This window comes from Nonlabens sp. SY33080 (assembly GCF_011784885.1).
GTDB lineage: Bacteria > Bacteroidota > Bacteroidia > Flavobacteriales > Flavobacteriaceae > Nonlabens > Nonlabens tegetincola.
Window position 1 is genome coordinate 2,620,782 of record NZ_CP050461.1, and the last position, 26,822, is coordinate 2,647,603.

Consider the following 26,822-nt stretch of genomic DNA (forward strand, 5'->3'; position numbering starts at 1 on the left):
TATGAGAACAGGATTACTATGGATAAGTTTTATCACTTACTTACTATGCACAGCAGCAGGATTTGCTCAGGAAAAAACTAATACCGTCGATAATTGGAAATATCAAGATAGTTTGTCAAATGACAAACAATATCCTAAATACTACCAGAAAAAAATTGATGATTTAAATAGTTTACATCAATTATATGAATCAGAATTGAGAACAGAACTTAAGGAGTATGTAGAAAAAGTAAATAAAGATCTGGAAAAAGGTAAAATAAGTGCTGATAAAGCTCAGGAGTTGAAAAGGGAGCGAGCAGCTCAAGTAGCAGCACTTATCACTTCTCATAAAAAGCGTATTGAAGCAGAAAAAGATTTTGTAGTAACCGAAGCAGAAAAAGGTGGCTCGTTATCTATATCTACAAAAGGAGTCGAGATTTCTCTTAATGGAGAAAATCTACAAAGAGAAAAGAAAAAATTTATCAAAACTCAAAGAGGTTTTAGCCTGTCACTAGGATATAACTTTTTGAATGGTGATATTCTAGGAATCAATGATTTTAGTTATCCAAATAATAACTACATAGCATTTGGGCCTAGTTGGTTAACTCAATTAGATGAAAAAAATCATATAAGAATTAGATATGGTATAGAATATCAATCTCATGGACTAGAATTGAATGGTAATAGAATTTTTACACCAAATACAGACGATACAATGGTGGCTCCTATAGGATTTAGTGTTGAGAAAGCTAAGTTCAGACAAGACCAATTAATGGTTCCTGTTCATTTTGAGTTTGGAGGAACAGAAAAAAGAGAATACGAGGATGGTCGTGTGAGGTTTACAAGTGATAATAACTGGAAAGTAGGAATAGGAGGTTTTGCAGGTTTAAATTTAAGTTCTCGTTTAAAATTGAAGTATGAAGAAAATGGTAGAGATATAAAACAAACAACCATAAATGCTTTTGAAAATAATGTGTTCTTCTATGGACTAGATGCTTATATAGGAAAAGGTAATATTTCTTTCTTTGGAAGAATGAATTTAAATGATGTTTTTAAAAGCGGATCAGTGGACGGGCAATATGTATCCTTTGGAATTAGATTTATTTAGCCATAAATAACTTAAAGTATAAGCATCCTTATAAATCGATTATAAGGATGCTTATCAATTAAATTAGAGTTAAAATAAAGATTATACAGTGTTTAGGTATGTAACTTTATAAAAACCATATATTATGAAAAAACTATTATTAAGTTCTCTATTACTACTTCTGTTTACGGCAGTTCGAGCTCAAGATGATCAAGATGTAAAAAAAGCGCCTTTAGATTTTTTAGATTTGTTTGATTCAGAGAGAAGAGAGAAAGAAAATGTGCGCACTAATACTAATTTAGTTTGGGCTATAGGTTGGAATCAAGCACTAGGTGATGGTAACGGAATAGGTGATGACTATCGATTTTGGGGTAGTGGTGTTTTTGACATAGGACTTGAATTTAGTACTAGGTTGCAACCAAAAGATGACTTATTTAGGTTTAATTATGGTTTGGATTTAAGATTTCAATCTTTAAGAATCACTGATAATCGTCAGTTTGCAACAAACAACAATATTACGGATTTAGTTCCTGTAGGAATCGATACAGATCGTTCTAGATTTTATCAATTCAGTGTAGTAGCTCCTTTACATATTGAAATAGGACGTCGGGATTTAAAAACCTATAAAAATGGAATTAAAAGGTACCACGATGATGATGCCTTTGTCGTAGGGCTAGGTGGTTATTTAGGCTATACAACTACCTCTACTCAAGAGCTCAAGTTTGAAAGAGAAGGTAGGGATGTGACTACAACGGTCACCAATGACTTTGAAATAAATAACTTTAACTATGGACTTAGTATGTATGCAGGTTGGTACGATTTTCAAATTTTTGCTAGATATGGTCTAAATGACATCTTAAAAGACTCACCGATTCAACAACAATATTTTAGTTTCGGGTTTAGATTTAGGTAAATGAAGAATTATTAGAAAACTCGTCTAGAAATAGACGGTTTTTTTTTTAGGACAAAATTGAAAGCAACTTGAACAGAAGGTTATGCATTGATCAACTGAACAAATACAAACTTTTTAGTCATATCCCATAGGATAGGTGTATAGAAACGTAACTTTGCAATTCGTTATTTTTATGCTTTAAATTTATTCGAAGTTGATTGCAAGAACCACAGTAGATGCCGTATTTGACACCGCTAGAGTAGAAGAGGTGATTGGAGATTTTGTACAACTTAAAAAATCAGGCTCCAACTTTAAAGGACTAAGTCCATTTTCAGAGGAGCGCACACCTAGCTTTATGGTGTCGCCAGTTAAACAAATATGGAAAGATTTTAGTAGCGGTAAAGGTGGTAACGTGGTTACCTTTCTCATGGAGCATGAACACTTTACTTTTCCTGAAGCTATTAAATGGCTGGCCAAAAAATATGGAATTGAAATAGAAGAAACTCAACAAACTGATGAAGAAAAACAAGTTCAGGATGAAAAAGAATCCATGTTTCTTGTTTCAAAATTTGCGAGTGAATGGTTTGAAAAGCAACTTAAAACGGAAGATGGGCGTGCGATAGCATACAGTTATTTCAAAGAACGAGGTTTTACCGATGATACTATAAATTATTTTAAATTAGGCTACAATCCAGATGTTTGGAGTGCCTTTACCGATGCAGCTATTAAAGCAGGTTATAAACTTGAATTTTTAGAAAAAACCGGTTTGACCATAGTTAAGGAGTCGATTAACGGCGGTGAGCAAAAGAAATTTGATCGCTTTAAAGGTAGAGTCATGTTTCCTATACGCAGCATGTCTGGTCGCGTATTGGGATTTGGTGGTAGAATTCTAGTGAATGATAAAAAAGCTGCCAAGTATTTAAATTCTCCTCAAAGCCCTATCTACGATAAATCCAAAGTGCTTTATGGAATCTACGAGGCTAAACAAATCATTGCCAAAGAAGATGTTTGTTACCTGGTTGAAGGGTATACCGATGTAATTCAATTGTATCAAGCTGGTATTAAGAATGTAGTTTCTAGTTCAGGAACTGCACTTACTAAGGAGCAAATTAGATTAATACAGCGATTAACCAAAAATATTACGGTCTTATATGATGGCGATGCAGCTGGATTAAGGGCCGCAATAAGAGGAACAGATCTCATTCTTGAAGCTGGTATGAATGTGCGAGTATGCACTTTTCCAGAAGGAGAAGATCCGGACAGCTTCGCAAAAAAACATACTACTCAGGAAATTCAAGAGTTTTTAGATTCAAATGCCGTTGACTTTATAAGATTTAAATCTAACTTATTAAAAAAGGAAGCTGCAGGTGATCCTATAAAGAAGGCAGAAATGATTCGTGATATTGTTTCCAGCATAAGCAAAATTCCCGATGCGATATCTAGAGAAATTTATGTAAGAGAAAGTGCTGCAATTTTAGAAATTGGTGAAGATGTGTTATTCTCTTCTTTAGCACAAAATCGAAATGCAAGTGTTAAAGAAGAACGTAAAAAACAAATAAGAGAACAACAGCAACAAACACTTCAAAAAGTCTCTGATAAACAAAGTCCTAGTCTTTCAGTCAATAGAAGAGAGATATTAGAACAAGCTCTTATAAAAGCTTTACTACTATATGGTGATCGTACGGTGGTTTTTAACGATGAATATTTTCAAGAAAGTGAAGACGGTGAACTAGAAACTGAAAAAATCTCTGTTGAAAATGTGGTGTATGAAAAGGTATATATGGAGCTGCAGAGTGATGAAATGGAATTTTCAAATCCAGCGTTTAAACATCTTTATCCAAAACTAATTGATATTCTACTTTTAGAAGGTCGTATTGACGTTAATACCATTATGACCGAATTGTCTGATGAAGAAGCTCAAATGGTAGCAGATCTTGTAATGGATGATGATAAGTACCAATTACATAAATGGGATGAACATCAAATTTTTGTAAAAACAAAAGAGGATACGATCGCGCCACACGTTCTTGATACCATACTTAATTTAAGAAGGTTGATGATAGAAGAAAAAATCAAGGCGTTGTACAACTCCATCTCGCCAGACCCTACTTCCGATAACGCTTCAGCGCTTGAAGAGGTTATGGAATATAACAAGCTTCACAAGTATATAGGAAATCGTTTAAATCGTGTGATTTAATTAGCTAGTTGCATGATTCTAGCTTGATGAATAAGATCGGCAATGCTGGTTGCTTTAAGCTTTTTAAGCAAACGATTTTTGTAGGTACTCACTGTTTTCTCATTTATGTTAAGCTCCTTGGCAACATCCTTATTTCTAAGTCCTTTTGAAAGTAAATTTAAAACTTCAATTTCTCTTTTAGAAAGTTTTTTGAATTTCATTACTCCATTTTTTCTTCCACTGTTTAATGAAGTAAGAATCTCTTCAGATAAGTATTGCTCGCCTCTAGCAACCTTGGCGATTGCTTTTTTTATTTCCTTACTTGATTTTACCTTAGAGATATAACCATTGGCTCCTGCTTTAATAGCACTTGCAGCGTACATTTCCTCGGGATGACAACTTACCACAAGTACTTTAATGTTTGGAAATTGTGCTCTTAAATCTCGAACCTCTCCTATACCTTTACTTTCTGGCAAATCAATTTCTAACAGTACAATATCAGCTTTGGCAGCTTTTACGTTTTCTAATAAATCTTTTCCGCTTTCCGCCTTTCCTTTAACGGTGTATTCTTTAACGTCTTTCATTAAAGACTTTAGTCCACGTCTAAATACAGGATGGTGATCAGCTAAAAATACGTTCATTCTTTGTAAGTTTTCAGAGGTTTTACAAAGATAAAATGTTTACTCAGTATAAACTGTGATTTATTTGTGAGTATGCCCTTACGTAAATTTCTTGTAATCTGTTATTCAAGTAGTTCGTCGGGAATGACACACACTGGGATTGGATTCATCTTGTGTTGATTCCTACGATTAAAATCCAGATAAATTTGTAAGACTTCTTGCTCTCTTCCTGTAAAATCAGCGGTAGTTTTTCCTTCCTTAATTTGCTTCATTGCCCATTCCAGTTCATCATAACTAGCTCCTATTTGATCCTCATCAGTACGCTCTGCTCCATAAAGGCCATCACTAGGTGCGGCTTTCATGATGCTTTCTGGAACATTTACATGTTTTCCTACGGCATAAACTTCGCTTTTAAGTAAATCGGCAATTGGACTCACGTCAACTCCACCATCACCATACTTGGTGTAAAATCCTACACCAAAGTCTTCAACCTTGTTACCCGTTCCTGCGACCAATAGTCCATTAACGCCACCATGATAATACAAAGTGGTCATGCGTAATCGGGCTCTGGTATTTCCTCTCGTTAAATCTACAAGTGCACTATCCTCTATATCTGGCATTTGATTAATGAATGTATCAAAGACGGGTGTAAGATCACTACGCACATCACTTACATTAGAAAACCGATTCTTTAATTGCTCAATATGTTCCTGCGCTCTAGTAACGTGATCCATATGTTGATGAATAGGCATTTCTACACAAAGAACTTCTAGACCTGTCATGGCGCACAAGGTTGATGTGACTGCGCTATCAATGCCGCCACTCACTCCTACAACATACCCTTTAATTCCTGCATTAGTAGCATAATCCTTTAACCATTTTACTATGTGATCAGTCACTTTTTCTACATTCATAATCGTATTTTTGCGAGTCTAAAAATAATCAAATTGTTTCTCAGTTATAAGGGTATGAAATATCTATTTAAAATATTGGTAGTTCTCGCTTTCGCGAAAGCGTTATCCTCATGTAATTCTGAGTCGAAAATTGAGAAGGAAATTTCACAAATCCCGATAAATGTAGAGTTGAGGACTTTTCATAAAGAGTTTAAGAATGCCGATACTACGGATCTATCTCAATTAAAAGCAAAATATCCTTATCTATTTCCATCACATTTGCCAGACTCCATTTGGTATGAAAAAATGCAAGGTCGCGATACTATTTACTCAATACTTGAGGCAGAAGTGGAAAAAGCAAGTTTTGATTATAAGGAACTGAAGGAAGAGGTTGTTGATGTAATGAAACATGTGAAATATTATTTTCCAGAATATCAAGCTACGCCTATTACCACTATAATTTCTGAAGTAGACTACCGCATGCAAGTAGTTCCATTTCAAGAAGATTTACTTATTTCAATCGACACTTATCTAGGCAAGGATAACGAGTTGTATGCAGGGATGAACAGCTACCAAAGCCAACACTTTAATAAAGAAAATATAAAGGCCGATGTAGCCCACGCAATAGCAAAGTTGTTTGTTGAACCTGGTAACGATCGTCGTTTTTTAGAATCCATAATCTATCATGGTAAGTTGCATTACCTTCAAAGTTTATTTGCCCCAGACCAACCGGATCACCTGATTCTTAAATACTCTAAGGAGGAATATGAATTTACTAAGGAAAATGAATTAGAAGTATGGCGTTACTTTATAGATCAAAATTTGTTATATAGTACTAATCCTGAACTTCAATCTAGATTCATACAACCAGCACCATTTTCAAAATTTTATTTAGATATAGACTCGAGTACACCTGGTGGAATCGCTAGATATATAGGATATAAAATAGTAGCAAGTTACATGGAGAATAATGAGATTGATCCTAGTACACTTGTATCATTGCCAGCCGAAACCATATTTAATAATTCACAGTATAAACCTGTACAACAATAATTATGTCAAAGAATCACAGATCACAAATAAGAATAGGAATTGAATTGGATGAAAATAGAGTTCCAGAAAAAATAAGATGGAGCGCACCAGATGGTGGTGTTGATGCTGCCGATGCTAAAGCCATGATGGTAAGCATGTGGGATAGTGCACAGCAGGAGAGTTTTAGAATCGATTTGTGGACTAAAGATATGCCTGTAGATGAAATGCGTGTGTTTTTTCATCAAACACTAGTAAGTATGGCCGATACTTATCATCGTGCTACAAATGATGAAAAAATGCGCGATACCATGCTAGACTTTTGCGATTATTTTGCCGAAAAATTAAATCTTAAAAAATAAAAGCCTTTAATTTTTCAATAAAGAATTATTCTTGAATCCTGACAAAAAACAGCTTCTAGAGCTAGCGCATTATAAAATGCCATTTGGTAAATTCAAAGGCAGCTTTTTGAGTGATTTGCCAGAGGCTTACTTTGTTTGGTTCAAACGAAATGGTTGGCCACAAGGTAAGCTAGGTGTTTACATGCAATCAGTTTATGAGCTTAAAATAAACGGCCTAGAAATCATCCTAAAACAGTTACGTAGCAAGTAAGAGTAGGCCACACAATTAGGAGTAAGTATTTTTATAGAGACTTATTTATTTCGTCAATATATCCCAAAAGTTCTTCCTTACCAATACCTTTTGAGGCACTAGTTATAAAATAAGGAGGCATTTCTTCCCAAGTAGTTTGCAATAAGGCTTCTTTGTAATCATTGACCTGTTTTTCAATTGCCTTGGGTTTGAGTTTGTCTGCTTTGGTAAATATAATGGCAAATGGCACACCATTGCTACCTAGCCATTCCATGAATTCAGTATCTATAGGTTGTGGATCATGTCGAATATCTACCAGAACAAAGCCGCAAATAAGTTGCTTGCGCTGTTCAAAATACCGGGTAATGAATTTTTGAAATTTAGCTTTTTGAGTTTTAGAAACACGAGCATATCCGTAACCTGGTAAATCTACAAGGTACCATTCATTATTAATTAAAAAGTGATTTATAAGCTGTGTTTTCCCTGGTTTACCAGATGTTTTGGCAAGGTTCTTATGGTTGGTCAACATGTTAATTAATGATGACTTACCTACATTAGACCTTCCAATAAAAGCGTATTCTGGAAAATGATTAGACGGGCATTTCTTCACATCTTGATTGGAAACAACAAACTTGGCACTGTTAATTTTCATAATGTAAAGCTAGGTATTAGTACTAGGATGATAAGTTCAAATAAAGGTTAGTAACCTCTATCTTTTAACCATTTATCCAGTATGGTATTAAATTCCTCTGGGTGTTCCATCATGGCAGCGTGGCCACATTTATCAATCCAAAATAAGTCACTATCTGGCAATTTTTCATGAAATTCATCTGCCACTTCAGGTGGTGTAACATTATCTTGTCTACCCCAAATGATACAAGTAGGAGTGTTCATTTTAGGTAAATCCTTGGCCATGTTATGTCTGATTGCACTTTTGGCAATGGCCAATGTTTTAATCAACTTATTACGATCATTTACAGTAGCAAAAACTTCGTCCACAATTTCCTTTGTAGCTACTGCAGGATCATAGAATACATCTTCACTTTTCTTCTTAATGTATTCGTAATCACCACGTTTAGGGTAGCTTTCGCCCATGGCGCTTTCATATAATCCGGAACTACCAGTTATTATAAGTGCTTTAACTACTTCTGGATATAATTTTGTGGTAACAAGACCTATGTGACCACCTAGAGAATTTCCTAGAAGAATAACTTCCTTCCATCCCATGTGGTCTATGAATTTCTTGATGAACTTGGCAAAAGTTCCTACGCTAGTTTTAATTAGCGGCATTGTATATAGTGGTAAAGAAGGAACTACAACTTGATAGCCTTCCTTTGGAAAATGATCGATAACACCTTCAAAATTACTTAAACCACCCATCAGACCGTGAAGGATGATGATAGGTGTTCCTTCTCCTGCGCTGTAATATTCGAATTTTCCGTCCTTGATTGTCTTCCTCGTCATAAAAAACTGTCTGTCGCAAATATAACTTATAATCTTATAGTAAAAAGACAATTAAACAGCACAGCGATTTGAAGTGAAAAATGAATGGGATATACCACTTTTTTTATGAGGAATTCGCTTTCGCGAAAGCGCACTTCATAACACTCTATCATTAGCACTAAGTAGAATTTCAAATTGTTCATAAGTCCTCAAGTTATTCAAAAAAGAGCTTAGTTATCAACAATGTGGTAAAAAGTGGTAAAAAGTGGTAAAAAGATTTATATATTTGATTAGAATACCTCAAAATGAGGATGAACCATTGATAAATTTTATAGGGACATACGATTGTAAAGCCGACTCTAAAGGCCGTTTCATGATGCCAGCAGCTATCAAAAAGCAGCTTGCGCCTATCATGCAAGAAGGCTTTGTGATAAAGCGAGCTGTTTTTCAATCTTGTTTAGAGCTTTACCCTATGAAAGAATGGAATGAATTGATGGGTCGCATGAATAAGCTTAATCGTTTTAATAAAAAAAACAATGACTTTATACGTCGTTTTACGGCAGGAGTTAAAACGGTTGAGGTTGATTCTAACGGTCGTTTGTTAATACCGCGTGATTTGATTTCAGTAGCTGGGATTACAAAAGATGTAACCGTGTCTAGTGCGATTAATATTATAGAAATATGGGATAAGCAAAAGTATGAGGAAGCAATAGATGATGCTACTGATGATTTTGCAGATCTCGCAGAAGAAGTAATGGGAAGTGATGCAGGAGAATCAATATCATAAATCAGTTCTATTAGAAGAATCAATAGATGGGCTCAATATTAAACCAGATGGTATTTATGTTGATGTCACGTTTGGTGGTGGTGGTCACTCACGCGAGATCTTGAAACGATTGGGTGATGACGGACGCTTGTATGCATTTGATCAGGATCCCGATACTATTCAAAATGAAATAGATGACCCAAGATTTACTTTGATTCAGTCCAACTTTAGTTTTATGAAGCGTTTTTTAAAGCTTCATGGTGTGTCGCAGGTAGATGGTGTTTTGGCAGATTTAGGAGTTAGCTCTCACCAGTTCGACGAGGCTGATCGTGGTTTTTCTATTCGATTTGATGCTCGTTTGGATATGCGAATGAATCAGGAGAGTGAAGTGGATGCTGTTCATGTAGTGAATCAATATGATGAGTCTGATTTGTTACGCATTTTTAAAGAGTACGGTGAATTGCGAATAGCTCCAAAATTAGTACGTCGAATAGTGCAAGAGCGTGCCTTGCAACCTATAGAAACAGTAGGAGATTTAAAACGTATTTGTAAGCCGCTAGTACCAGCGCGCATGGAAAACAAGTTGCTGGCTCAGGTTTTTCAGGCTATTAGGATAGAGGTTAATCGTGAGATGGAAGTGTTGTATGATTTTTTGATCCAGGCAAAAGAGGTGTTGAAAATTGGAGGACGATTAAGTGTGATCTCTTACCATTCATTAGAAGATAGACCGGTTAAAAGATTTATGCGTAATGGCTTGTTTGAAGGAGAGCCAGAAAAAGATGTTTTTGGTCGTGCCGAGGTACCATTTAAAAAAGTTGGAAAACTAATAGTGCCTACTGCTGCTCAAATAGAAGAAAATAATCGTGCACGTAGTGCAAAATTGCGTATTGCAGAAAAAATCGCAAACGTGTAGTTATGGCGTCTAGATTTCATAAAATATTAAAAGGTGATTTTCTTACACAAGAAGGAGCGGCAAAAAATTGGCGCTTCATATTGTTTATGGCATTACTGGCTTTAATTATGATATACACGGGTCATTCATTTGAGAAAAAAGTGCATCGATTAAGTAAGTTAAATGACGAGGTGAATGAATTGCGCAGTGAGTTTTATGATTTAGAGAATAAACTCATGTTTATGCAAATGGAAAGCGAAGTGGCAAAAAGGTTGAAAGAATCGGGTATTGCTCCTGCTCAAGAGCCGCCACAAAAAATTAAAATAAAACTACCAGTAGATGGCAACAACGGATAAGGGTATTCTTAATAGAGCTTATATCGCTGCTGGTATTTTATTACTGGTAGGAATAGGGATTCTGGCTAAAATTCTTCACGTTCAAGTAGCTGAAGGGAAAAAATACCGTGCGCTTACTGAAAAGCGCATCTTTAAAAATGATACGATACCAGCAAATAGAGGTAATCTGTATGATTCAAATGGGCAATTACTAGCAACTTCTATCAGTAAGTTTGATATAAGATTTGATGCCGTTACTCCTAGTGAAAAAGATTTTAATGAGAATGTCGGTAAGTTGAGTGATTCGCTTTCGCGAAAGCTAAATAAGCCAAAAAGTTATTTCCTTAACAAGCTTAGAAAAGCTAGGGCAAATAAAAATAGATACATTCTTATAGCCAAGAATCTAGACTACGGAGATTATAAAGAAGTGATCAATTTTCCTTTATTTGAAAAAGGGCCGTATAAAGGTGGGGTGATTGTTGAGCAGCGCGTAGTGCGTGATCATCCTCTAGGTAAAATGGCTGAACGTATTGTGGGTTATGACAAACCAGGTCGAGCTCCTGTAGGATTGGAAGGTGCTTTTGCTCCTTATTTAAGAGGTAGCGATGGTGTAAGATTAAAGCAAAAAATTGCAAAAAGTCAATGGAAGCCTGTAAATGGAGCTAACGAGGTAGAGCCAGTTGATGGATACGATGTCTATACTACTATTGATGTCAATATGCAGGATGTTGCACATCACGCTTTACTCGAGCAATTAGAATACTATGAAGCAGATCATGGTACTGCAGTAGTAATGGAAGTCGCAACTGGTGAAATTAAAGCGCTCACAAATTTAGGAAGGGCAAAAAGCGGTAAATATTATGAGAAAAGAAATTATGCCGTTTGGGAAGCACATGAGCCTGGTTCTACATTCAAATTAATGAGTGTTATTGCCGCTCTGGAAGATAAAGTGGTTGATACAAGTACCGTTTTTGACACTAAAGGTGGTAAGATTTCTTACTACGGTAGAAATGTAAGAGATTCTAAGTATGGTGGATATGGAAAAATAAATGTAGCTAAAGCATTTGAGGTTTCTTCCAATACAGCACTAGTTCAAATGATTCACGATAACTATAAATCTAATCCTAGTGATTATGTAGATAGACTTTATGAAATGAATTTAGGTAATAAGATTGGTTTACCTATAGTAGGTGAAGGGTCGCCATTAATTCCTCATCCAGATGATCAAGGATGGAACGGTCTTTCTTTACCATGGATGGGATTCGGTTATGGTGTGGAATTGACTCCATTACAAACATTAACTTTTTACAATGCCGTTGCAAATGATGGTGTAATGGTTAAGCCTAGATTGATTAGAGAAGTTCGTTCCAAAGATCGACTTGTTGAAAAATTTGATAAGGAGATAATTAACCCGTCGATTTGTTCTCAAGAAACCATTGATAAGGTAAAGGTGATGATGGAAAATGTAGTTAGACGTGGAACTGCAGATAATCTGTATTCACCTAATTTTTCCATGGCAGGTAAAACAGGAACCTGTCAAGCAGAATATTGGATAAAGCCAGGTAATTATATTGCATCGTTTGCTGGATATTTCCCGGCTGACGAGCCTAAATATAGCTGCATAGTTGTGATTCATAAACCCAACGTTAAGAAAGGTTATTATGGAAATATAGTTGCTGGTCCGGTTTTTAAAAAAATCGCTCATAAAATTTACGCAAACAGTCCTATTAAAGACGAGATTCAATTACCACAAATTGCATCAGAAGAAGTAGAAAAGTCTGATGAGGTGTTTTATTCCAAGTTACAATCTGTTCAAAAAAAGGTGCCTAACCTCAAAGGTATGGAAGTAATGGACGCTGTAGTGATTTTGGAAAATATGGGAGCCTATGTTGAAGTGAAGGGAGAAGCTGGAATTGTATCTAATCAAAGTAAGGCGCCAGGGCAAATTATTAAAAATGGAGAAAAAGTAGTACTAACGTTATGATGTTACTTAAAGAAATATTGTACAAAGTAAATATTGAATCTGTCGTTGGTTCTACCGATAAAAAAGTGCAGTCTATTGTTTTCGATTCTAGGAAAGTGGAATTGAATTCTGTATTTGTGGCTGTTACAGGTGTTGCAATTGATGGACATAAATTTATTAAAAATGCCATTGAACTAGGTGCTACTGCTGTGGTAGTTGAAAAACTACCAGAAGATCAAATCGAAAATGTTACTTACATTCAAGTGTCTAGTACCAAAAAAGCGTTGGCTTTTATGGCAGCAAACTTTTACGATAATCCTTCAAAAGATCTCAAACTTGTAGGTGTTACTGGAACTAATGGTAAGACAACATGTACTAGTTTATTATATCGCTTGTTTAAGTCTTGCGGTTTTAAATCTGGATTGATATCAACTGTACATATACTCGTAGATACCACAGAATATAAGGCCACTCATACAACTCCTGATCCTTTGACTATCAATCATTATTTAGCAGAAATGAGAGATGCAGGAGTGGATTATTGTTTTATGGAGGTGAGTAGTCACGGTATACATCAAGAGCGCACTACTGGATTGCATTTTGCAGGTGGTATTTTCACAAATCTATCACATGATCATTTAGATTACCATAAAACATTTGCTGAATATCGAGATGTTAAAAAAAGATTCTTTGATGGATTGCCAGCATCTGCATTTGCTCTTACAAATAAAGATGACAAGAATGGTGATGTAATGCTTCAAAATACTAAGGCTGTAAAAAGAGGATACGCTTTAAAATCTTTTACAGACTATCGAGCGCACATTATAGAAAATCAATTTGGTGGCTTGTTGCTTAAAATTAACGACCAAGAAGTTTGGTGTAAAATGATAGGTCAATTTAATGCCTATAATATTGCAGCAATATATGGTTGTGCTATTGAGCTAGGTCTAGAACCTATTGAGGTTCTGGAAAAAATTTCACAATTAGAAGGAGTTTCTGGAAGATTTCAGTATTTCACAACAGCTGAAGATAAAATCACTGCGATTGTAGATTACGCACACACACCAGATGCACTTAAAAATGTCATTGAAACCATTAATGCAATCCGTACTAAAAATGAAACGCTTATAACAGTAGTTGGGTGCGGTGGAGATAGAGACCCTACTAAGAGACCTAAGATGGGAATGATTGCAGCATCATTAAGTGATAAAGTGATTTTTACTAGTGATAATCCTAGAACAGAAGATCCACAAGCTATTCTAGATGATATTGAAGCTGGTGTTGAACCTCAAGATTTTAAAAAAACCGTAACAGTTGTAGATCGTAAACAGGCTATAAAAACAGCTGCGGTCATGGCTCAACCTAATGACATTATTTTGATTGCAGGTAAAGGTCATGAAACATATCAAGAAATTAACGGAGTACGTAATGATTTTGATGATAGAGAAATTATTGCATCATTATTAAATAAACTCAATAAATAATATGCTTTACTATTTATTCAAATACCTGGAAGAACAATTTCAATTGCCTGGAGCATCGCTGTTTGAGTTTATCACATTTAGGGCGGCGATAGCATTCATGATGTCTCTAGGTTTCTCAACTATATATGGAAAGCGTATAATCAACTATTTACGTAATCAACAAGTAGGTGAAACAGTTCGCGATCTAGGCTTACAAGGTCAAGCGCAAAAGGCAGGTACACCTACCATGGGTGGAATAATCATAATATTAGCGACTCTGATCCCGGTTCTGTTATTGTGCCAACTTGATAACATCTATGTAGTTCTTTTAATCATTACCACGCTTTGGATGGGAATGATTGGATTTGCAGATGATTATATCAAGGTTTTCAAGAAAGACAAAGGTGGTTTAAAAGGTAAATTTAAAGTAGTCGGTCAAGTAGGGTTAGGAATTATTGTAGGTGCCATCATGTATTTTCATCCAGGGATAACCATAAAAGAAGAATTAAAGACTGAAAAGTATACCCAGCAAAGAGTGGAAGGTAATATTCCTATTCAATTTGAAGCAGCAAAAAAATCCACTAAAACAACGATACCTTTTACTAAAAACAATGAACTAGATTATAGTGAATTGATCACGTGGATTGATGATGACCTAGCCTCATGGGCGTGGCTCATTTTTATCCCTATAGTCGTTGTAATTGTAACCGCTGTGTCTAATGGTGCAAACCTTACTGACGGTATTGATGGATTAGCCGCAGGTACAAGTGCTATCGCCGTAATTACCCTAGCTTTATTTGCATGGATATCTGGGAATATTATATTTTCAGATTACTTAAATGTCATGTATATACCCAACTCTGGTGAGATGGTGGTATTTATAACTGCTTTTGCAGGTGCGCTTGTAGGATTTTTATGGTACAACACCTATCCGGCCCAAGTTTTTATGGGAGACACAGGTAGCTTAACTATAGGTGGAATCATAGCTGTTCTGGCTATTGCAACCCGTAAAGAATTGCTCATTCCAATTCTATGTGGTGTTTTTCTCATGGAAAATTTATCTGTAATGATGCAGGTAAGTTGGTTCAAATACACCAAGAAAAAATACGGAGAAGGTCGTAGAATATTTCTTATGTCACCATTGCACCATCATTATCAAAAAAGAGGAATTCATGAGAGTAAAATAGTAGTTAGGTTTTGGGTAGTAGGAATTTTACTAGCCATCATCAGTATTGTAACACTTAAGGTTCGTTAATGAATAGTGAAACTAACATATCAAAGAAAGTGGTAGTGCTTGGTGGTGGAATCAGTGGTTTAGGAGCTGCTATTCTTGCTGCTAGTCGTGGCTATGATGTGTTTTTAAGCGATAGAGCTGTTGTGAATGACGCTTTCGCGAAAGCGTTAAATGAACACGGCATATCTTATGAATCAGGTGCTCATACACTAGAAAAATTAATCGAGGCAGATGTGATAATTAAAAGTCCAGGAATACCTGATCACATTGACTTGATTAAAAAATTAAAACAAGCAGGTATAGAAATCATTTCTGAAATTGAATTTGCTTTTAGAGAAGAACGAGAAGTTCCTGTAATTGCTATTACAGGTAGTAATGGAAAAACTACGACAACTTCCTTAATGAGCTATTTGCTAGAAACTGCGCAGGTAAATGCAACAACCGGTGGCAATATCGGTGAGAGCTACGCCTTGCAAGTTGCTCAAAAACCAGCTAATCATCGCTTGTTAGAGGTAAGCAGTTTCCAATTAGATGGTTGTTACGAGTTTGCACCACACATCGCCATACTACTTAATATTACACCTGATCATTTAGATCGTTACGATTACCAGTTTGAAAACTATATAGATAGTAAGATGAGAATTGCTCAATCACAAAAAGCTAGCGATTACTTCATCTACAACGCCGATGACCAAGCAATAACCCAGGCTTTAAAAAATAAAGATATAAAAGCACAGTTAGTGCCGTTCTCTATGACTCAGGAACTGAAGCATGGAGCTTTTATAAAAGATAATCAAATAATTATAACCCTTAACAACACCCTTTTCACCATGCCTATACAGGAACTAGCATTAAAAGGAAAACACAACACTGCCAATACTATGGCAGCTGCCACCGCGGCAACACTTTTGAAAATAAGAAAGGAGACTATACGTCAAAGCCTACAGTCATTTAAAGGTGTAGAGCATCGATTAGAAAATGTTCTTAAAATCAATAAAGTTCAATATATCAATGATAGTAAAGCTACCAATGTAAATGCAACTTATTTTGCGTTAGACAGTATGGAGCATCCTACAGTTTGGATTGTAGGTGGAGTTGATAAAGGAAATAATTACAGCGATTTGTATGAGTTAGTAAATCGTAAAGTAAAAGCAATTGTTTGCTTAGGAATTGACAATGGCAAAATCATAGAAAACTTTGCAAAATGTGTTGATACAGTAGTTGAAACATCATCCATGGAAGATGCTGTTCGAGTAGCTTATAGACTGGCCAAAGCAGGTGACAATGTATTGTTAAGTCCAGCTTGTGCCAGCTTTGATTTATTTGAAAACTACGAGGACAGAGGTAGACAATTTAAAGCAGCAGTTAGAAACTTATAATATTGAAATTAAGTAGATACATATCAGGAGATCTGTTTCTTTGGTCGCTCATAGTGGCATTACTGGTGTTTTCTATTATTCCGGTCTATAGCGCTAGCGCAAATTTGGCCTATCTAGGAAAGGGAACTGGTGATACCAGTCGTTTCCTTATACGCCATCTTGGACATATTATAATGGGATTAATAGCCATGTGGGCAGTTCATAAAACTCCATACAGATTGTTTAATGGGTTGAGTGTGTTACTTATATATCCTGCTATAGTTTTATTAGTAATAACTGCATTACAAGGAACAACTATGGGTGGTGCAAATGCCTCTAGGTGGATTACAATTCCAGGTATTGGAATGCAGTTGCAAACTAGCACCTTGGTATTTGTTATTCTTATGGTTTATGTGGCAAAGTACCTTTCAAACATAGCTCACAAGACTATTACATTTAAACAAAGTTTACTGCCATTGTGGTTACCTGTTGGACTCACTTTGTTGTTTGTGTTACCATCTAATTTCTCTACTACCGCACTTATATTCATTATGGTGCTGGCACTGTGTTTCATTGGAGGATTTCCATGGAAATACTTACTAGGTATTATAGGTGTGGGAATTGTGGCGCTTTCTCTTTTTATTCTAACCGCCAAAGCTTTTCCAGATCTTTTTCCAAACCGTGTAGACACTTGGATCTCGCGTATCGAGAATTTTAGTGGTTCTGGAACAGCTGATACTAATTACCAAACAGAACGTGCACTTGCAGCCATTTCTGAAGGAGGCATACCAGGAGTTGGTCCAGGGAAAAGTATGTTGAGACCTTTTTTACCTCAGTCAAGTAGTGATTTTATCTATGCAATTATTATCGAGGAATTCGGTTTTATTGGTGCTTTTGGTATTGTGATTATGTATTTATTAATTCTATTTAGGCTGGTTGTAATCACTAAAAAAGCAAAGGATATTTTTGGTCGATTGGTGGTGATAGGTGTTGGCTTTCCAATAATTTTTCAAGCCTGCATTAATATGGCCGTTGCCGTTAATTTGATGCCTGTAACAGGTCAAACTCTTCCGTTTATAAGTAGTGGTGGAACGTCAATATTAATGAGTTGCCTAGCTATGGGAATAGTATTAAGTGTGAGTGCAAGTAAGGACGTAAAAGAACCTCTTGAAGAAACCAAAGAGGAAGATATGAACCCTTTAGATGTATTAAGTGAAACCATATAGAATTATCATATCAGGCGGTGGTACCGGTGGTCATATTTATCCAGCTATATCTATTGCAAATGAATGCAAGAGAAGATGGTCAGATTGTGAAATACTTTTTGTAGGAGCACGTGATCGCATGGAAATGGAAAAAGTTCCAGCAGCCGGGTTTCCTATAAAAGGATTGTGGATAAGTGGATTGCAGCGCAGTCTAAGACTTAAAAACATTGCATTCCCATTTAAGGTTGTAAAAAGCTTAATAGATGCTGGTCGCATCATAAATAATTTTAAACCAGATATCGCAATAGGTACAGGTGGTTATGCTAGTGGTCCCTTGTTGTTTAAGGCAAATCAAAAAGGAATTCCTACGCTAATTCAAGAACAAAATTCTTTTCCAGGAATAACCAATAAACTACTATCAAAAAAAGTTAAACGCATTTGTGTAGCGAGTAAAGGTCTAGAGCGTTTTTTTCCTAAAGATAAAATGGTTATGACTGGCAACCCAGTTAGACAAGATTTATTGGATATTACCAGTAAAAAACAACAAGCCATAGAGTTTTTTGATTTAGATGAAGACAAAAAGACTTTATTAGTTTTAGGTGGTAGTCTTGGTGCTAGGCGTATAAATCAACTTATAGATGAAAACAGCGCACAATTGCTCAAGGATGTTCAAATCATATGGCAATGTGGTAAGTTTTATTATGAAACCTACAAGGCTAAAGATCAAAAACAACTGCAAGTAAAAGCATTCTTGGAAAGAATGGATCTTGCATATGCTGCGGCAGATTTTATTATTTCACGATCTGGAGCAGGCACCATATCAGAACTTTGTATAGTAGGTAAACCGGTCATTTTTATTCCTTCTCCGCACGTTGCTGAGGATCATCAAACGAAAAATGCACAAGCCATTGTTCAAGAAAATGCTGCTGTGATGATTAAAGAATCTGATCTGGAGCAAAATTTCATGACCCTTTGGAAAGGGCTTATACAGGATTCTAAAAAACAAGAAACATTAAGTAAAAATATTAAGAAGCTAGCCTTGCCTCAAGCTACTAGTCATATTGTAAATGAAATCGAACAGTTGTTGAATGAGTAATCTAGATCACATATCACATTGTTATTTCATCGGTATTGGTGGTATAGGGATGAGTGCACTAGCGCGCTACCTTAAACAAGCAGGTAAAAATGTTGCTGGTTACGATAAAACGCCATCAGCGCTTACAGAGCAATTAGTCAGTGAAGGGATTAATATCCATTATCAAGATGACTATGATAGCATCCCAGCACAGTATAAGGATATCAATAATGCGCAAGTGATTTATACACCTGCGATACCAGTAGATTTTGGAGAATTAGTTCGCTTTCGCGAAAGCGGAATAACCATACTTAAACGAGCGCAACTACTCGGGCAAATATCTAAAACCATGACATGCCTAGCAGTAGCAGGGACTCATGGAAAAACTACAACAAGTGCAATTCTTACACACCTGCTTTATGAAAGTGGAGTTCCTATGACTGCTTTTTGTGGTGGCATAATTGAAAAGTATAATACTAATTATATCCACACTGGAAATGAGGTAATGGTCGTAGAGGCTGATGAATTTGACCGAAGCTTTATGAACTTGCAGCCTGAAATTGCTGGTGTAACAGCTATGGATGCAGATCATCTTGACATATATGGAGATGTTGAGGAGTTTGAAAAAACCTTTGAAGACTTTGCCGCATTAGTTCCAAAGGGAAATTTATTGACTACTGAAGTGGTTTCGTTACCAGGTAAAAAAGTGGGATTCAACAATGGAGATTATCGAATCTTGAATTATAGAATTCAAGATGAATCTTATTATTTTGATTTCAAAACACCTAATCAACTTTTCAAGAATATAAAATGGAATTTACCTGGTAAGCACAACCTATCAAATGCTGCTCTTGCTATGTCAATGGCGTTAGAGTATGGAGTGCAACCAGAAAAATTAATAAAAGCGCTTGGCACTTTCCCTGGAGTTGACAGGCGCTTTACATACAGATTGAATAGTGATGAGCTCGTGTTGATAGATGATTATGCCCATCATCCTACAGAGATAAATGCTGTTTTTCAAGCGGTAAGTGAATTATATCCGGATGAGGAAAAACTAGTGGTTTTTCAACCGCATTTGTATTCTCGTACCAAAGACTTTATGGATGATTTTGCCCGCAGTTTGGCACAGTTTGATCAGGTATACTTGTTGGATATTTATCCGGCACGAGAACTTCCTATTCCCGGTATAACATCTCAATCTCTTCAAAATAGGATTGAGAAAATAACCTCTGGGATAACAAGTATGGTAACAAAGGATCAGTTAGAAAACGAGTTGCATAGAAGTAATAAACGAATAATCTGTATGCTAGGAGCAGGAGATATAGGAGTTGAAATCAAAAAAATAGCAGCAAAATGGGTAAAATAAAACCTTACATAAATGCGATCTTATTGGTTGTGGCTATTGTGCTGGTTTTCAGTTTATATGCTTTTGGGGCTGTTAGGCATAAAAATAGGGAGATAAAGGATGTAACCATCACATTTACAGATTATAGCAGTCCTTTAATTTCTGAAGAAAACGTTAATAAATTGTTGATACAAAATCATGACAGTATAGATTATCTCACGATAGAAAAGCTAGCTTTACAAGAGAGTGAAAAGCGTCTTGATAAAAACTCAATGATTAGAAAGGCTGAGGTTTCCATGTCAATCGATGGTGAAATAAACGCAGTAATTGAACAACGAGTGCCTATAGCGCGCATCATTGGAAAAAAGTCTGGATATCTAGACGAGGATAATAAATGGATGCCATTGTCTGATGAATATGCAGTACGTGTGCCTGTAATTTTTGGATATGAAAGTGACTTTCAAAATGATGTTTTTGAATTAGTTTCCTTTATAAGAAAAGATAAGTGGTTACAAAAGGTTATTGCAGCAATTGAACTAGATAAGGGAAATGTAAAGTTGAAACCTAGGGCAATGAAGCATAAAATAAACCTGGGTAAAATTGATAAACTAGAGCATAAGTTCATTAATTATAAAGCCTTTATAGCCAAGGCTGAAAAAGATAAAACGCTAGAAAGTATAAATACTGTTGACCTAAGATTTAATAATCAGGTGGTTGTTATAAAATAAAAAAGGGGAAGAAATGGAAGCACAAGAATATGCAGTAGGACTAGACATCGGTACCACAAAAATTGTGGCAATGATTGGTCGTAAAAATGAATATGGTAAGCTCGAGATTCTAGGTGTAGGAAAATCAAAAAGTTTAGGTGTACATCGAGGTGTTGTAAACAACATTACTCAAACAATTACATCTATACAGCAAGCAGTTCAACAAGCTGAAACCGTAAGCGGTATTAAAATTGAAAATGTAACAGTAGGAATAGCAGGTCAACATATACGCAGTTTACAACACAGCGATTATATTACTCGACAGGATAGTGAATCCGTAATAAATGAAACTGATATTGCAAACCTTTGCAATCAAGTACACAAACTAGTGATGCTGCCTGGAGAAGAAATTATACATGTTCTACCACAAGAATATAAAATAGATGGTCAAAGCGATGTACAAGAACCATGCGGTATGTACGGTGGTAGATTAGAAGCCAATTTTCATGTAGTAGTAGGGCAAATAGCCTCAATAAGAAATATTGGTAGATGTATAAAAAGCGCTGGACTGGAACTTAAAAATCTAACTCTAGAACCACTCGCTAGTGCTGATGCTGTTCTGGGAAGCGATGAAAAGGAAGCTGGAGTAGCCTTAATTGATATAGGTGGTGGAACTACTGATCTGGCCATCTTTAAAGATGGAATCATTCGCCATACAGCAGTAATACCACAAGGAGGAAATATCATTACTGAAGACATAAAAGCTGGTTGCTCAATTATAGAAAAGCAGGCAGAATTACTTAAAACAAAATTCGGTAGCGCCTGGCCAGGAGAAAATAAAGACAATGAGATTGTTTCTATTCCTGGATTAAGAGGTAGAGAACCCAAAGAGATTACGCTTAAAAACCTAAGTAAAATAATTCACTCGCGAGTGGTTGAGATATTAGAATCCGTTTTTATGGAAATCAAAAACTACGGTTTTGACCAACCTAAAAAACAACTTATCGCAGGAATAGTACTTACAGGTGGTGGTAGTCAATTAAAGCATATAAAACAACTTACCGAGTATGTTACAGGAATGCCTACTCGTATAGGCTACCCTAATGAACATCTGGCAGGTGATAGCGATAAGGAAAACACTAGTCCGATTTTTGCCACAGCTGTTGGTCTGGTAATGAAAGGCCTTCAAGAGCTTGAGGTTATTGAAGAAGAGGAAGAGATAATAGAAGAAGTAGCACCAGTAGTACAACAGGTACAACCTGAATCTAATACAGAGGTTGAGGAAGAAGAAGTTCCACAACCTAAAGAAAAACCACAGAAAAAACCATCTAACAACTTCTTTTCAAACTGGGTAAAATCAGTAAAAGAGTTTATAGATAACGCAGAATAAAAGAGAAAGAACAAAATTTAAAGTAGCATAAATGAGTATGGAAGTAGGAAGCGATTTATCCTTTGACTTACCTAAGAACAAATCAAATGTGATTAAGGTAATAGGAGTAGGCGGCGGTGGAAGCAACGCCATTAAACACATGTTTCAACAAGGAATTAAAGGTGTAGATTTTGTCATTTGTAATACAGATGCTCAAGCGCTCGAGAACAGTCCTATCCCTAATAAAATACAATTAGGAGTATCCTTGACAGAAGGATTGGGTGCTGGTGCAAATCCAGAAATTGGAGAAAGAGCAGCGCAAGAATCTATTTCAGAAATTCAAAGATTGTTAGATACCAATACTAAAATGGTATTCATTACAGCAGGAATGGGTGGAGGAACAGGAACTGGTGCAGCACCTGTGATAGCTCAGGTAGCAAAGGAGATGGATATTCTTACTGTAGGTATCGTAACAACACCTTTTCAGTTTGAGGGAAGAATAAGAAACGAACAAGCCCAAAAAGGAATAGATAAACTTAGAAAGTCAGTTGATTCCCTGATTATTATAAACAATAACAAGCTACGAGACGTTTATGGTAATTTAGGATTTAAAGCCGGTTTTTCTAAGGCAGATGAAGTACTCGCTACTGCTTCAAGAGGTATTGCCGAGGTAATTACAAAGCACTACATCCAGAACATTGACCTACGCGATGCAAAAACGGTTCTAGTAAACTCTGGTACAGCAATAATGGGTAGTGCTCATGCTACCGGATCAAATCGTGCCCAAGAAGGAATAATTAAAGCATTGGACTCACCATTGCTTAATGATAATAAAATTACTGGTGCAAAACACGTGTTGCTACTTATCGTGTCTGGATCAGAAGAGATTACCCTTGATGAAATAAGTGAGATTAACGAGCACATACAGTCTGAAGCTGGTGGAAGCGCAAACATCATCATGGGTGTAGGTGAGGATGAAGAATTAGGAGATTCAATTGCTGTAACGGTTATCGCAACTGGCTTTAATGCTGAACAGCAAAACGAAATATCTAATACAGAAGCAAAACGCATCATTCACACCTTAGAGGAAGAGCAGCGCGCTTCACGTGTTTTAGATGAAGCTACTGATAAAGTGGTGCCAGGAAAACTGATTCTTGATTTAGAAGAAGATCATGAAGATGATATACAGGCAGTTGATAATAACGCTTTCGCGAAAGCGGAACCAAAAAAAACAGTACAGCCATCACAACCTCAAGAACCTTTAATCATTAAACATGAATTAGGCGATGAGGATCCAGAAGACACTATACCAGTTATGCCAAAGTTGTTTGAAGATGAACCTAATCCTATTATCCCAACAACTGAAGTTCTTAAGAATATAGAGGTGGTGTACGAGGAAGTACTAGATGTAAAACCTCAATCACAATTAGATTTTGTTATAGAGGAAACTCCTGTTGTACAACAACCAGAAGTTGAATCAATAGAAGAAGAACGCGATCAATTCTTTCTAGACTTTGACTTACCATTGTCTCAACAATTGGGTATGGACGAGGAAAATACGGAAGAAATTAATGCCCTAGAGGTTAATGATCCAGTGCACGTTATTCCAGTGACTGAAGTAAATGAAACGGGTGTTACTAAGTATTCACTAGACGACTACATGGAAAAAGAAGATGAGCTAGTCAATGCACAACCTGTTAAAAAAGTTGAGGAAACAAATACGGTGATAGAACCGGAGCTAGAAATAGTTGCCAAAACAGTGCAAGCACCAGCTGAAGATGTGGAGTCAAGTATGGAAATTGACGAAGAAATTGATCCTACTGAATTACCAATAAATGAAATGTTGTTGCGTAATGCCGAAAAACGCAAACGCACCATGCATCACTTAAATTTTAAATTCAAGAGTTCGCACAGATTGGAAGAACTGGAAAAGCAACCAGCTTTTAAACGTCAAGGTGTAGAGTTAGAAGCTCCAAAAACTGACGATGGACGATCAAGAACAACCTTGAATATTGATGAAAATGATGAGTTACAGTTTAGATCAAGTAACAACTCGTTTTTACACGACGCGCCAGATTAAGATTTAGTTTAAAAAGTGTTTTTTACAGCGTTTGATACATCCCCAAGTATTGAGCGCTTTTTTTTGGTATTTATTAAAGGTAGTTCCCTTATCAATTTTATTATTTTTGATGCCTAAATGTAAAGTTATGAGTTTAGAGAAATCTGTAATGACGGCAATGAAAGATGCCATGAAATCAAAAGATCAAACAGCCCTTGCAGCCTTAAGAGCCGTTAAAAGCGAATTGTTACTAGCAAAAACTTCTGGCGGATCTGATACTCTTTCTGAAGAAGAAGAAATTAAGATCGTTCAAAAACTCGTTAAACAACGTAAAGACAGCGCAAGAATATTTGAAGAACAAGATCGTACAGATTTATCAGAACCAGAACTAGCGCAAGCCAAAGTGCTTGAGCAATTTTTACCAGAACAACTAAGTGAAGATGAAATTGCAAAAATTGTACAGCAAGTAATTGATGAAACTGGAGCACAAGGAATGAAAGACATGGGTAAAGTAATGGGCAGATCTAACCAATTACTAGCCGGTAAAGCCGATGGCCGTACGATAAGCACAATAGTAAAAAGCAAACTAAGTTAAAGCGTTTAGCTAGACTTAAAAACTGGCCACGTAGCTCAGCTGAATAGAGCACTGGATTTCGGCTCCAGCGGTCGTAGGTTTGAATCCTGCCGTGGTCACAACTCGAAAGGACATAATCCTGCCGAGGTCACTTTAAAGAATAACAATTCTTATCAAAGCCACGCAAACATTATGTTTTGCGTGGTTTTGTGGTTTTTGGACTACCATATAAAATGATATGATATGACCTAATATGGTAGGTAATCGGTCAGTTAATTTCAATCTGTCAGTTGAACTGACAGAAACTGAAATATCTTTGAAAGCCTTGCTATAGTTGATTTGACATTCGTCAAGACGATTTATAAAATCTAAAAGACGACAACTATGCGAAGTAAACAAACCTTTAGTGTCAGTTTCTGGACTGATCAAAAAAACGCGACAAATGGCGAGGCGTTACTCTATGTTAGAGTAACGGTCAATCAAAAGCGCTCAAACATCAGTTTAAAAAGACGCGTTCCTGTTAATCAATGGGATGCAAAAAAGAGTCGATGTAAAGGCTCGGGAGCAGGTGCGCGACAGCTTAACAATTACATTGAGCAGTCTTACAACAAACTCTTCCAAATCTATCAGGACCTAATCTACAAAGAAGAGCTCGTTACAGCAAAAAACATCAAAGCTAAGTTCATTGGCGACGATGAGAAATCAAAATCCCTACTTGACCTCATCGAGTATCACAGTAAGAAAATAGAAAACACACTTGCAATCGGTTCTATTCGAAATTTTGGCGTTACGGAAAACTACCTCAACAAGTTTCTTCAGAAAGAAAAGAAAACAACAGATATCTATCTCAAACAGTTAGATTACAAATTTTTGATTGACTTTGAAAATTATCTGGCCAATATTTGGCCAGTTGGCCACCCAAAGGCATTAAGCCAAAATACCATTATGAAGCATATCCAGCGCCTACGTAAGATGGTCACGCTTGCTTACCACTTGGAATGGTTAGAACGTGACCCATTTGCAAGATGGAAACCGAAGTACGAGAAAACAAATCGCGAGTTTCTTTCAGAAACTGAGCTAGAGAAACTCGAGAACCACGACTTTAATAGCGACCGGTTGGACAGAGTTCGTGACCTGTTTGTATTCAGTTGTTACACAGGAATTAGCTATGTGGATATTATGGCGCTAACTGCGGACAATATAATGAAAGGCATCGACGGCGGTAACTGGATAGTGACAAAACGTCAAAAAACTAAGTCCGCAGTAAAAGTGCCACTATTAGGGAAAGCAAATGAAATCATAGGGAAGTACCGCGACCATCCAATGACAGCTGTAACCTCATCGTTACTGCCTATAATTACTAACGAGAAGTTGAACGCATATCTCAAGGAAGTAGCCAACCACGTCGGTATTAAAAAGAACCTCACCTTTCATATGGCACGCCACACGTTTGCAACCACGATAACACTTTCCAACGGTGTGCCTATTGAAACAGTTTCAAAACTCTTAGGACACACCAAAATCGCCACAACGCAAATCTATGCTCGAGTGCTTGAGCACAAAGTAAGCTCTGATGTTGATGCATTAAGAATAGTTTTAAGTAAAAAATCCAATGTAAAAAAAAACGTATACAAATCGAGTAATGAAAATTGAAGATGACAAATCAATTCCGATCGATTTGAATTATTAGTATCTTTAGAAGCGTATAATTCAATATTAAATGATTGAAAACAAAATAGAAGCCTATAGTTTTATTGCCACGTCGAT

General features: G+C 36.3%; 25 protein-coding genes and 1 tRNA gene. 22 read left to right on the forward strand and 4 right to left on the reverse strand.

The annotated features are described in order from the left end of the window. Position 1: 1 nt before the first annotated feature. From HCN53_RS11855 to dnaG, 3 genes are all read left to right on the forward strand, one after another. Positions 2-1,087: a hypothetical protein gene (locus HCN53_RS11855; protein ID WP_105018341.1), complete on the forward strand. Its 1,086-nt coding sequence runs from the start codon at positions 2-4 to the stop codon at positions 1,085-1,087. Between the two features lie 124 nt (positions 1,088-1,211). Continuing rightward, positions 1,212-1,979, forward strand: a complete 768-nt coding sequence (locus tag HCN53_RS11860; protein ID WP_167343079.1) for a hypothetical protein — start codon at positions 1,212-1,214, stop codon at positions 1,977-1,979. Between the two features lie 193 nt (positions 1,980-2,172). Further along, a complete protein-coding gene (dnaG, locus tag HCN53_RS11865; protein ID WP_167343080.1) occupies positions 2,173-4,155 on the forward strand; it encodes a DNA primase in 1,983 nt (660 codons plus the stop codon). Here the strand turns inward: dnaG and HCN53_RS11870 are convergent. Together HCN53_RS11870 and nadE are read right to left on the reverse strand one after the other, a co-directional pair. Beyond that, on the reverse strand, positions 4,152-4,775 hold the full coding sequence (locus tag HCN53_RS11870) for a response regulator transcription factor (protein ID WP_105018344.1): 624 nt from the start codon (positions 4,773-4,775) through the stop codon (positions 4,152-4,154). The two genes, dnaG and HCN53_RS11870, sit on opposite strands and share 4 nt — an antisense overlap. Before the next feature lie 101 nt (positions 4,776-4,876). Next, positions 4,877-5,668 (reverse strand): NAD(+) synthase, encoded by a 792-nt coding sequence (gene nadE / locus HCN53_RS11875; protein WP_105018345.1) that lies wholly within the window; start codon positions 5,666-5,668, stop codon positions 4,877-4,879. A gap of 54 nt (positions 5,669-5,722) precedes the next feature. On the opposite strand from nadE, the gene HCN53_RS11880 reads away from it, so the two are divergent. Genes HCN53_RS11880 through HCN53_RS11890 form a run of 3 tightly spaced genes read left to right on the forward strand, consistent with a single transcriptional unit; the run spans position 5,723 to position 7,288 of the window. Then, complete coding sequence (locus HCN53_RS11880) at positions 5,723-6,700, forward strand: gliding motility lipoprotein GldB (RefSeq protein ID WP_105018572.1); 978 nt, start codon at positions 5,723-5,725, stop codon at positions 6,698-6,700. A 2-nt stretch (positions 6,701-6,702) separates the two neighbouring features. After that, complete coding sequence (gene gldC / locus HCN53_RS11885; protein WP_042279927.1) at positions 6,703-7,038, forward strand: gliding motility protein GldC; 336 nt, start codon at positions 6,703-6,705, stop codon at positions 7,036-7,038. A 31-nt stretch (positions 7,039-7,069) separates the two neighbouring features. Next, the gene (locus HCN53_RS11890) at positions 7,070-7,288 is read left to right on the forward strand and encodes a DUF3820 family protein (RefSeq protein WP_105018346.1); all 219 of its coding nucleotides are present in this window, start codon (positions 7,070-7,072) and stop codon (positions 7,286-7,288) included. A 31-nt stretch (positions 7,289-7,319) separates the two neighbouring features. Here HCN53_RS11890 and yihA read toward each other — a convergent pair whose 3' ends face one another. Next, positions 7,320-7,919 (reverse strand): ribosome biogenesis GTP-binding protein YihA/YsxC, encoded by a 600-nt coding sequence (yihA, locus tag HCN53_RS11895; RefSeq protein WP_167343081.1) that lies wholly within the window; start codon positions 7,917-7,919, stop codon positions 7,320-7,322. Positions 7,920-7,966: 47 nt separating this feature from the next. Then, the gene (locus HCN53_RS11900; RefSeq protein ID WP_042279921.1) at positions 7,967-8,731 is read right to left on the reverse strand and encodes an alpha/beta fold hydrolase; all 765 of its coding nucleotides are present in this window, start codon (positions 8,729-8,731) and stop codon (positions 7,967-7,969) included. 298 nt (positions 8,732-9,029) lie between these two features. On the opposite strand from HCN53_RS11900, the gene mraZ reads away from it, so the two are divergent. From mraZ to HCN53_RS11980, 16 genes are all read left to right on the forward strand, one after another. Further along, positions 9,030-9,497 carry a division/cell wall cluster transcriptional repressor MraZ gene (gene mraZ / locus HCN53_RS11905; protein ID WP_167343302.1) on the forward strand — a complete coding sequence of 156 codons (468 nt, stop codon included), beginning with the start codon at positions 9,030-9,032 and terminating at the stop codon, positions 9,495-9,497. Continuing rightward, entirely contained in the window at positions 9,475-10,389 is a 915-nt protein-coding gene (gene rsmH, locus HCN53_RS11910; RefSeq protein WP_167343082.1) for a 16S rRNA (cytosine(1402)-N(4))-methyltransferase RsmH, read from the forward strand. Before mraZ ends, rsmH begins: the two co-directional genes overlap by 23 nt. A gap of 2 nt (positions 10,390-10,391) precedes the next feature. Continuing rightward, complete coding sequence (locus tag HCN53_RS11915; RefSeq protein ID WP_042279917.1) at positions 10,392-10,724, forward strand: FtsL-like putative cell division protein; 333 nt, start codon at positions 10,392-10,394, stop codon at positions 10,722-10,724. Then, positions 10,708-12,687 carry a penicillin-binding protein gene (locus HCN53_RS11920; RefSeq protein WP_167343083.1) on the forward strand — a complete coding sequence of 660 codons (1,980 nt, stop codon included), beginning with the start codon at positions 10,708-10,710 and terminating at the stop codon, positions 12,685-12,687. The genes HCN53_RS11915 and HCN53_RS11920 overlap by 17 nt, the downstream gene beginning before the upstream one ends. Next, the gene (locus tag HCN53_RS11925) at positions 12,684-14,150 is read left to right on the forward strand and encodes a UDP-N-acetylmuramoyl-L-alanyl-D-glutamate--2,6-diaminopimelate ligase (RefSeq protein WP_167343084.1); all 1,467 of its coding nucleotides are present in this window, start codon (positions 12,684-12,686) and stop codon (positions 14,148-14,150) included. Before HCN53_RS11920 ends, HCN53_RS11925 begins: the two co-directional genes overlap by 4 nt. Position 14,151: 1 nt before the next feature. After that, a complete protein-coding gene (mraY, locus tag HCN53_RS11930; protein ID WP_042279912.1) occupies positions 14,152-15,384 on the forward strand; it encodes a phospho-N-acetylmuramoyl-pentapeptide-transferase in 1,233 nt (410 codons plus the stop codon). Further along, complete coding sequence (gene murD / locus HCN53_RS11935; RefSeq protein WP_167343085.1) at positions 15,384-16,742, forward strand: UDP-N-acetylmuramoyl-L-alanine--D-glutamate ligase; 1,359 nt, start codon at positions 15,384-15,386, stop codon at positions 16,740-16,742. Before mraY ends, murD begins: the two co-directional genes overlap by 1 nt. 2 nt (positions 16,743-16,744) lie before the next feature. After that, complete coding sequence (locus HCN53_RS11940) at positions 16,745-17,947, forward strand: FtsW/RodA/SpoVE family cell cycle protein (RefSeq protein WP_410505430.1); 1,203 nt, start codon at positions 16,745-16,747, stop codon at positions 17,945-17,947. Beyond that, the gene (murG, locus tag HCN53_RS11945) at positions 17,934-19,022 is read left to right on the forward strand and encodes an undecaprenyldiphospho-muramoylpentapeptide beta-N-acetylglucosaminyltransferase (RefSeq protein WP_167343086.1); all 1,089 of its coding nucleotides are present in this window, start codon (positions 17,934-17,936) and stop codon (positions 19,020-19,022) included. The genes HCN53_RS11940 and murG overlap by 14 nt, the downstream gene beginning before the upstream one ends. Beyond that, positions 19,015-20,367, forward strand: a complete 1,353-nt coding sequence (gene murC, locus HCN53_RS11950; RefSeq protein WP_167343087.1) for a UDP-N-acetylmuramate--L-alanine ligase — start codon at positions 19,015-19,017, stop codon at positions 20,365-20,367. The genes murG and murC overlap by 8 nt, the downstream gene beginning before the upstream one ends. Continuing rightward, positions 20,355-21,074, forward strand: coding sequence for a cell division protein FtsQ/DivIB (locus tag HCN53_RS11955; protein ID WP_167343088.1), 720 nt, complete (start codon positions 20,355-20,357; stop codon positions 21,072-21,074). Before murC ends, HCN53_RS11955 begins: the two co-directional genes overlap by 13 nt. A gap of 13 nt (positions 21,075-21,087) precedes the next feature. After that, the gene (ftsA, locus tag HCN53_RS11960) at positions 21,088-22,443 is read left to right on the forward strand and encodes a cell division protein FtsA (RefSeq protein WP_167343089.1); all 1,356 of its coding nucleotides are present in this window, start codon (positions 21,088-21,090) and stop codon (positions 22,441-22,443) included. Positions 22,444-22,474: 31 nt separating this feature from the next. Continuing rightward, positions 22,475-24,502: a cell division protein FtsZ gene (gene ftsZ, locus HCN53_RS11965; protein ID WP_167343090.1), complete on the forward strand. Its 2,028-nt coding sequence runs from the start codon at positions 22,475-22,477 to the stop codon at positions 24,500-24,502. Between the two features lie 127 nt (positions 24,503-24,629). After that, positions 24,630-25,076 (forward strand): GatB/YqeY domain-containing protein, encoded by a 447-nt coding sequence (locus HCN53_RS11970; protein WP_060523132.1) that lies wholly within the window; start codon positions 24,630-24,632, stop codon positions 25,074-25,076. A gap of 24 nt (positions 25,077-25,100) precedes the next feature. Continuing rightward, positions 25,101-25,174, forward strand: a tRNA-Arg gene (locus HCN53_RS11975). Between the two features lie 265 nt (positions 25,175-25,439). Then, positions 25,440-26,708 carry a site-specific integrase gene (locus tag HCN53_RS11980; protein ID WP_167343091.1) on the forward strand — a complete coding sequence of 423 codons (1,269 nt, stop codon included), beginning with the start codon at positions 25,440-25,442 and terminating at the stop codon, positions 26,706-26,708. The last annotated feature ends 114 nt before the right edge of the window (positions 26,709-26,822 follow it).